General features: G+C 72.7%; 7 protein-coding genes and 2 pseudogenes. 3 read left to right on the forward strand and 6 right to left on the reverse strand.

Annotation, left to right across the window (positions count from 1 at the left end; genetic code table 11):
* The 4 genes and pseudogenes from HF519_RS28555 to HF519_RS28570 all read right to left on the reverse strand — a co-directional run.
* Positions 1-1,245 (reverse strand): thymidine phosphorylase (locus HF519_RS28555; protein WP_169416085.1); only part of this gene is annotated, 1,245 nt, incomplete at its 3' end.
* 57 nt (positions 1,246-1,302) lie between these two features.
* Complete coding sequence (locus tag HF519_RS28560; RefSeq protein WP_169416086.1) at positions 1,303-1,692, reverse strand: cytidine deaminase; 390 nt, start codon at positions 1,690-1,692, stop codon at positions 1,303-1,305.
* A pseudogene (locus HF519_RS28565) lies at positions 1,685-2,319 on the reverse strand (ABC transporter permease subunit); the annotation flags it as partial. The pseudogene HF519_RS28565 and the gene HF519_RS28560, both read right to left, overlap by 8 nt.
* Positions 2,285-2,615 (reverse strand): annotated as a pseudogene (locus HF519_RS28570) (ATP-binding cassette domain-containing protein); the annotation flags it as partial. The pseudogenes HF519_RS28565 and HF519_RS28570, both read right to left, overlap by 35 nt.
* On the opposite strand from HF519_RS28570, the gene HF519_RS28575 reads away from it, so the two are divergent.
* The 3 genes from HF519_RS28575 to HF519_RS28585 all read left to right on the forward strand — a co-directional run bounded on the left by HF519_RS28575 (position 2,515) and on the right by HF519_RS28585 (position 5,075).
* Positions 2,515-2,853 carry a hypothetical protein gene (locus HF519_RS28575; protein ID WP_211170717.1) on the forward strand — a complete coding sequence of 113 codons (339 nt, stop codon included), beginning with the start codon at positions 2,515-2,517 and terminating at the stop codon, positions 2,851-2,853. The pseudogene HF519_RS28570 and the gene HF519_RS28575 overlap by 101 nt on opposite strands.
* Positions 2,854-3,297: 444 nt before the next feature.
* Complete coding sequence (locus HF519_RS28580; protein ID WP_312860409.1) at positions 3,298-3,795, forward strand: SRPBCC family protein; 498 nt, start codon at positions 3,298-3,300, stop codon at positions 3,793-3,795.
* A gap of 20 nt (positions 3,796-3,815) precedes the next feature.
* Entirely contained in the window at positions 3,816-5,075 is a 1,260-nt protein-coding gene (locus HF519_RS28585) for a D-alanyl-D-alanine carboxypeptidase family protein (RefSeq protein ID WP_312860410.1), read from the forward strand.
* 247 nt (positions 5,076-5,322) lie between these two features.
* On the opposite strand, the gene yhjD is transcribed toward HF519_RS28585, so the two are convergent.
* Both yhjD and trpS read right to left on the reverse strand, forming a co-directional pair.
* On the reverse strand, positions 5,323-6,399 hold the full coding sequence (yhjD, locus tag HF519_RS28590) for an inner membrane protein YhjD (protein WP_169416088.1): 1,077 nt from the start codon (positions 6,397-6,399) through the stop codon (positions 5,323-5,325).
* An 11-nt stretch (positions 6,400-6,410) separates the two neighbouring features.
* A complete protein-coding gene (gene trpS, locus HF519_RS28595; protein ID WP_169416089.1) occupies positions 6,411-7,475 on the reverse strand; it encodes a tryptophan--tRNA ligase in 1,065 nt (354 codons plus the stop codon).
* Between the last annotated feature and the right edge of the window lie 218 nt (positions 7,476-7,693).

A 7,693-nucleotide genomic window follows, 5' to 3' on the forward strand; every position in this document is an offset into this window, starting at 1 on the left:
GACGTCGTCGGGGTCGTCCACCAGGAGGCCCGCCGCCAGTGCTGCGCGGGCACCGGGGAGCGCGTCAGGGGTGTCGGTGTGCAGTTCGAGGAGCGGCTGCCCGGCCGTCACCTGCTCCCCGACGTCGACGAGCAGGCGCACGCCGGCGGCCTCCTGCACCGAGTGTTCCTTGCGGGCCCGGCCCGCTCCCAGCCGCCAGGCCGCGGTCCCGACCGCCAGCGCATCGCACCCGACGACGACGCCGGACCGCTCTGCGAGCACCGGCTCCACGTGCCGGGCCACTGGCAGCGGTGCCGACGGATCGCCGCCCTGCGCCGCGATCATGCGCTCCCACACCGGGTACGCCGCACCGGACGCCAGCACCTGCGCAGGGTCCACATCGGTCAGTCCGGCCAGGGCCAGCATCTCCCGGGCCAGGGCGACGGTCAGCTCCACGACGTCGGCCGGCCCGCCGCCGCGCAGCACCTCGACCGACTCGGCGACCTCCAGTGCGTTGCCCACCGCCCGGCCCAGCGGCACGGACATGTCAGTGAGCAGCGCGGTCGTCGCCAGTCCGTGCGCGGTGCCGATCTCCACCATCGTGCGGGCCAGCTCCGCGGCCCGGTCGCGTGTCTTCATGAACGCCCCGGAACCGACCTTGACGTCGAGCACCAGACCGCCCGTGCCCTCGGCGATCTTCTTGCTCATGATCGAGCTGGCGATGAGGGGGATCGACTCGACCGTCCCGGTGACGTCGCGCAGGGCGTAGAGCTTGCGATCGGCGGGGGCGAGCGTCGGCGTCGTCGCGCAGATGACGGCACCCACGTCGGCGAGCTGGGTCGCGATCTCGTCCAGGGACAGCGCAGCGCGCCAGCCGGGAATGGCCTCGAGCTTGTCCAGCGTCCCGCCGGTGTGGCCGAGGCCGCGCCCGGACAGCTGCGGCACGGCCGCCCCGCAGGCGGCCACGAGCGGCGCCAACGGCAGCGTGATCTTGTCGCCGACGCCGCCGGTGGAGTGCTTGTCCACGAGCGGCCGGCCCACGGCGGGAAGCGACAGTCGCTCCCCCGAGTCGATCATCGCCTGGGTCCAGCGGGCGACCTCGCCAGCATCCATGCCGTTGAGCAGGATCGCCATCGCCAGCGCCGCCATCTGCTCGTCGGCGACGTCGCCGGCGGTGTAGGCGGCGAGCACCCAGTCGATCTGCTCGTCGGTCAGCCGGCCGCCGTCCCGCTTGGCGGTGATGACCTCGACGGCGCTCGGTGCCATGCGTCCTCCCTCGTCCTGCTCGTGAGCGGCAATGATCGCCGGAACAGCGTCATCCGCTCACGGGAGGTCGGCGGGGCCGAAGGCGTCGGGGAGCACCTCGCGGAGCGGCAGCACGCCGCGCGGGGTGTCCAGCAGGCAGTCGGGTCCGCCGAACTCGTAGAGGATCTGCCGGCAGCGTCCGCACGGCATCAGCAGTTTCCCGGCCCCGGACCGGCAGGCGACGGCGACGAACCGGCCGCCGCCGGTCAGCCGCAGCTGCCCGGCCATCGTGCACTCCGCGCACAACCCGAGCCCGTAGGAGGCGTTCTCCACGTTGCAGCCGGTCACCACGCGGCCGTCGTCGCAGACCGCCGCCGCGCCGACCCGCAACCGTGAGTACGGCGCGTAAGCAGCCCCCGCCGCCGCCACCGCGGCGTCGCGCAGTGAGGCCCAGTCGAGTTCAGTCACCCTCGCCCTTCCGGTACTCCATGCCGATCGCCGCGGACGGGCGGAGCCGCTGCGAGGCCACCGTCAGCACCAGCAGCGTGACGAGCTGGGGCAGTGTCCCCGCGTAGAGCAGCGCGTGCACGGCCTCGCCGCCCGCCCGCAGCTGCAACCCGTCGACGTAGCCGAACAGCGCGGAGCCGGCCAGCAGCCCACCGGGCCGCCGGTTGCCGAAGATCATCGCGGCCAGGCCGATGTACCCGCGGCCCCCGGTCTGCCCTCCAGATAGCCCGGCTGCCCCGGGTCGAACACCAGGGCCGCGCCGCCGGGCCCGGCCGGCGCACCCGGCACCACCACCGCCACGTACTTGTGCGAGACCACCGCGACCCCGAGCGACTCGGCCGTCACCGGGTTCTCCCCGCAGAAGCGTAGCCGCAGCCCGATTCGGGTGCGCCCCAGGATCAGGTAGCTCACCGGGACGAGCAGGACCAGCGGGGTGAGCCCGCTCAGCAGGCCGCCGCGCAGCCCGGCGACGTCGGAGAGCAGTACCCGCTGCTCGGCCTCCAGGGCGGCGAGACCGTCGCCAGGGGCTGGATCGAGAAGGTCTTCGAAGCCCTCCGACCGCGGCGACTGCCGGGGGTTCTGCGAGACCGTTCTCGGCGACGGTCAGGTTGTCGGCCAGCATGACGTGCTGGTGCACCATGCCGATCCCGGCCTTGATCGCGTCCGCGGGCGAGCGTCCCCTCGTCCGGCTGCTGCATGCCGTAGAGGATCTTCATCAGAGTGGACTTGCCGGCGCCGTTCTCACCGCACAGGGCGTGCACCTCACCACGGCGGACCCGCAACGTGATGTCGCTGTTCGCGACGACGCCCGGGAACCGCTTGGTGATCCCGTCCAGCTCGACGGCGTACTCGCCGACCGGCGAGGCGGCCTCGTACGCCTCCAGATCGGACGTGATGGTCGTCGATCTTCCCGCCCGATGTGGAGCAGCCGACGCCGTCGACCTTCAGGCCGAAGATCTCCGGAAGGCTGTCGACGTTGTCCGCCGCGACCGCGTTGATGTAGTCGAACACCGCGACGTCGACCCGCTTGTCGGGCAGCTCGACGGTGTCGTCGTCGACGATCGCGAACTCCACGTTCGGATTCTCGGCGGCGGCCGTCTTCACCCCCGGTGGCGTACTTGAAGCCGACCGCGGTGATCGGGTTGTAGCCCTCGCTCACGAACCGGCGCAGCCGGGTGACGGCCGCGTCCTCACTCTCGTTGATCGCCGCGGTGCGCTCCCGGGTGTTCGCCTGCGGCAGGCCCAGGCCCGAGATGGCCTTCTTCAGCCCGATCCGGGCGGCATCGTCGAACGACGCGTCCCCGGGGCCGCCGACGTCGTAGGCCGGGCCCACCCTGAGCGCACCGGCGTCGGCGTTCGGCGCCGCGGGCGCCGGGCTGCCGCCGGCAGCGTCGGCCGGCGGGGCGGCGTTGCGCGTGCACCCGCTGCCCGTCCCACCCGCGGAGTTCCCGCCGGAACCGGTGTCCCGGGCACGGCCCGCGACCACCAGGACGCTGGCGACCGAATCGTCGGCTCCGCAGGGTGAGCACCCGGTCACCGAGCGCAGACCATTCGAAGGCAGGATGCGTGCAACGTGCATCCGACGGCGAGGAGATCAGCGTGGACGAGGCGAGCGTGACCATCGGCGCGGCACCGGAGAAGGTGTGGGCCCTGGTCACGGACATCACGCGCATGGGCGAGTGGAGTCCGGAGAACACCGGCGGGAAGTGGACGGGCGGGGCGACCGGCCCGGCGCTCGGAGCTCGGTTCGTCGGCTCCAACGCCTACCGCTGGGTGCGTTGGCGGACCCACTGCCGCGTCGTCGAGTGCACGGCGCCGGAACGGTTCGCCTTCACCGTGGCCGAGAACGGAATGACCTGGGGATGGCGGCTCGAGCCGGACGGCCCCGACGGCACGTCCACCCGGCTCACCCAGTGGCGTGACCGCACGACGCCCCCGAACGTGCTGGTCCGTGCCCTGGTCGCCACGGGGCTGCTCGGCAAGGACCGGGAGCGGATGATGGTCGAGGGCATGCGGAGGACGCTGGACGCGGTAAAGGCTCACGCGGAGCGCGTTCCGGCCTGATCCAGGGCTATCGTCGGACGGTGGCCGGTTCGCGCAGTGCGCTCGGGCGGGCGGTGATGATCGCGGTACTCGCGCTCGTGGCGCCGGCGGCCGGCGCCCCGGTCGCGGTCGCCGACCTCGCGGTGCCGTGCTCCGGGCAGGCGGTACCACCTGCGCCGGCCGCTCGCGAGGTGGTCGCGCCGGGCGCCGTCACGCCGGAGCCGCTGCCCGTGCCGGCCGACCCGGTCGGCGGGCCGCGCCTGGGCGGGTGCGGCGACGTGCTGGCACCGGGCGCGCCGGTGCCCCCGCCGGTGACCGCCGCCGGGTGGGTGGTGGCCGATCTGGACAGTGGCGCCGTCCTGGCCGCGCACGACCCGCACGGGCGGCAGCGGCCGGCGTCCACCCTCAAGGTCCTGACGGCGCTGGTGGTCCTGCAGCGGCTCGATCCGGACACCGTCGTCGTCGGGACCGCGGACGACGCGAACGTCCCCGGCAGCCGCGCCGGGATAGGACCCGGTGGCCGGTACACCGTGCGGCAGCTGCTGGCCGGACTGCTGATGAACTCCGGCAACGACGCCGCGAACGCGCTCGCCCGCCAACTCGGCGGGGTCCCCGCCACGCTGGCCGCGATGAGCGCCACGGCGGCCTCGCTGGGCGCCCTGGACACCCGGCCGGTCACGCCGTCCGGCCTGGACGGCCCGGGGATGTCGAGCTCGGCGTACGACCTCGCGCTGCTGTTCCGCGTCGCGCTGCGCGATCCGAGGTTCGCCGAGCTCATCGGGATCCGGCAGATGGACTTCCCCGGGTACGGCGGCCGGCCCGGGTTCCGGCTGTCCAGCGACAACCGCCTGCTCCTGGGCTACCCGGGGGCGATCGGGGGCAAGAACGGGTTCACCGACGCCGCGCGGCACACGTTCGTCGGCGCCGCACAGCGGAACGGGCGGCGGCTGGTGGTGGCGCTGGTCCACGGCGAGCACCAGCCGGCGCCGATGTGGCGGCAGGCGGCGGCGCTACTCGACCACGGGTTCGCGCTGCCACCGGGGACTGCACCGGTCGGCACGCTGGTGGACAGTGCCCCACCCGGGGCGCGCACCGGCAGTAGCGACGGGGCGCTTTCCGGTGCGGCACAGCACGACGGGACACGACCCGACGCGAGCCGGCCCGATACGACGCCGGTGTCCGCGACCGGAGGCGCCCCGGGCGGCTCCACCTCCGTGCGACTGTTCGGGGGCATCGGTGCGCTGGGCACCGCCGTGGCGCTGGTCGTCGTGCTCACCGGACGGCGGCGGGCAGGGCGATGAGCCGGTGCCGCGGCCGGCTCCGGAGCTGAGCGTCGACGACGCGGCACTCGCACAGGTGACGGCCGCCGATCCGGCTGACCGGACCGCGACCGGCGCACTGGACGGCCGACTTGCGCGGGAACAAGGCTCTCACTGCCCGAAAGCCCCGACCCCCGAGGACGTCATGCGCGCCCCCGTGCTCGCGAAGGCGCGCCGACTCGTGCACGCGGAGACGCCGACTCGCGGGGCTCGTGGGTGAGTCGTGGGGTCAGTGGCGGTGGCGGTGGCCGAGCAGGCGCACGCCGAGAAGGCCGGTGAGCAGCCCTGCGCCGACCAGTCCGACGGCCGCGCCCGGACCGGGGCCGGAGCGCACCGTCACCTCCGGGCAGATCATCGCGGGTCCCGGCACCGGCGGCGGCTCCTCCTGTTCGTTCTCCTTGGCGGTCGCGGCCCACGCCGTCACGAACAGCAGGAACCGGGACGCGAAGAAGGCGAAGATCAGCAGACCGAGGATGGAACCGAACGCCGCGCCGGCCGGGGAGGCCGTTACCACGCCCAGGTAGAACGTCATGACCTGCTTGAGGACCTCGAAACCGATCGCTCCGAACAGCGCCGCCCTGGCCGCGCTGCGCAGCGTCACCGGCTCGCGGGGCAGGCGGGCGATGACCCACAGGAAGACCAGCCAGTTCGCGGCCACGCCCAGCAGGATCCCGAAGACCGCGAGCAGCGCGCGCGCCCAGCCCTGGTCGGCGAGCCCGACGAACTCCAGCACCGTCGCGCCGAGCCCGCTGCCGATGGCGGTGATACCGAACGACAGCATGAGCGAGACCCCGAGACCGACCAGCGCAAGCAGGTCGAAGAGCAGCTTCTTCACCGCGTTGGGCGGCTCGCTGCGCTGGCCCCACTGCTCGGACAACGCCTCGCGCAGGTTGCTCATCCAGCCGATCCCGGAATAGAGCGCGCCCAGCAGACCGAACGCCCCGACGGCACCCGCCTGGTCGATCGCCGTCTGGATGATGCCGTTGAGGGTCGTCCCGAGCTCCCCGGGAACCGCACTCGTGATCCCCTGTTGCAGTTCGGTGAGCAGCTCGGGCTGGGACTGCAGCACGAACCCGGCGGCCGCGAACGCGATCATCAGCAACGGCACCAGGGAGAGCACGCTGAAGTAGGTGATCGCCGCCGCGTAGTGGTCACCGTGGCTCTCGGTGTACCGCTGGCCGGCCCGGATCAGATGGTCGAGCCAGGGATGACGCTCCCGCAGCTGCTCGAGCTTCGTCTTCTCCTCGTCAGCGGGTGCGACCCCGTTCTGCGTGGAGGCGGAGGCCGCCGTCGTCGGAGCAGCCACGGGGCGTCACCTCATGTCATCGGGGGAAGGAAACCGATCCTCTCGTGCACAGCGGCCAGCGTCGAACTGGCGACCTCACCCGCACGGGTGGCACCGCGAGCAAGCACCCGATCGAGTTCGGCCGGATCCTCCAGATACAGCGCGACCCGCTCACGCAGCGGCGACACGAAGTCGCCGACCACCTCGGCCAGATCCTTCTTCAGGTCGCCGTAGCCCTTGCCGGCGTACTCGGCCTCCAGCTCGGAGATCTTCCTGTCGGTCAGTGCCGAGTAGATCGTGAGCAGGTTGGAGATCCCGGGCTTGGCCTCGACGTCGTAGCGGATCTCGCGTTCGGTGTCGGTCACCGCGGAGCGGATCTTCTTGGCCGAGACCTTGGGGTCGTCGAGCAGCTCCACGATCCCCGACGGGCTCGACGCCGACTTGCTCATCTTCGCCGTCGGCTCCTGCAGGTCCTGGATCTTCGCCGCGCCAGCCGGGATGTAGGGCTCGGGAACGACGAAGGCCTTGCCGAACCGCGAGTTGAAGCGCTGCGCGAGGTCGCGCGTCAGCTCGAGGTGCTGACGCTGGTCCTCGCCCACCGGGACGCGATCGGCCTGGTAGAGCAGGATGTCGGCGGCCTGCAGGATCGGGTAGGTGAACAGGCCGATGGTGGCGCGGTCGGCGCCCTGCTTGGACGACTTGTCCTTGAACTGCGTCATCCGGCTGGCCTCACCGAACCCGGTCAGGCAACCCAGCACCCAGGCGAGCCGGGCGTGCTCGGGGACGTGCGACTGGACGAACACGGTGCAGCGGTCGGGGTCCAGGCCGAGGGCCAGCAGCTGGGCGGCGGCGTTGCGGGTGCGGGCGGCGAGCGTCTTCGGGTCGTGCTCGACGGTGATCGCGTGCAGGTCCGGGATGAAGTAGAACGCGTCGTGGTCGTCCTGCAGGGCCACCCATTGCCGGATCGCGCCGAGGTAGTTGCCGAGGTGGAACGAGTCCGCGGTCGGCTGGATGCCGGAGAGCACCCGGGGGCGGCGGTCTGCGTCGATGCTCGGTCCCGACGAGGGGGCCTCGGGGGTGGGGTCGATCCCGGTCATGGCGTCGATTCTCCCAGCTCCGCCAACCGGGTCGGCGGCGGCGCCTGCTCGACGTCGAACCGCACCGTGCCATGAGCGGCAGGGTCGCCGATTCAGCCGCGGCTCATCCCGTCGGCCCGCACCAGTACCGGCTGATCGTGACCGGCTAGGACCAGGTCCACGGCCAGCTCGGGCCGGGTCGCGGTTCCGGCGGTGGTGATCCGGGCCGCTGCGAGCTT

Origin of the sequence: Pseudonocardia bannensis (genome assembly GCF_012911875.1) — a bacterium.
Taxonomy (GTDB): Bacteria; Actinomycetota; Actinomycetes; order Mycobacteriales; family Pseudonocardiaceae; genus Pseudonocardia; species Pseudonocardia bannensis.

Excerpts from the sequence above, each read along its gene's own strand:
- trpS (WP_169416089.1), bottom strand. The coding sequence starts at position 7,475 with ATGACCGGGATCGACCCCACCCCCGAGGCCCCCTCGTCGGGACCGAGC.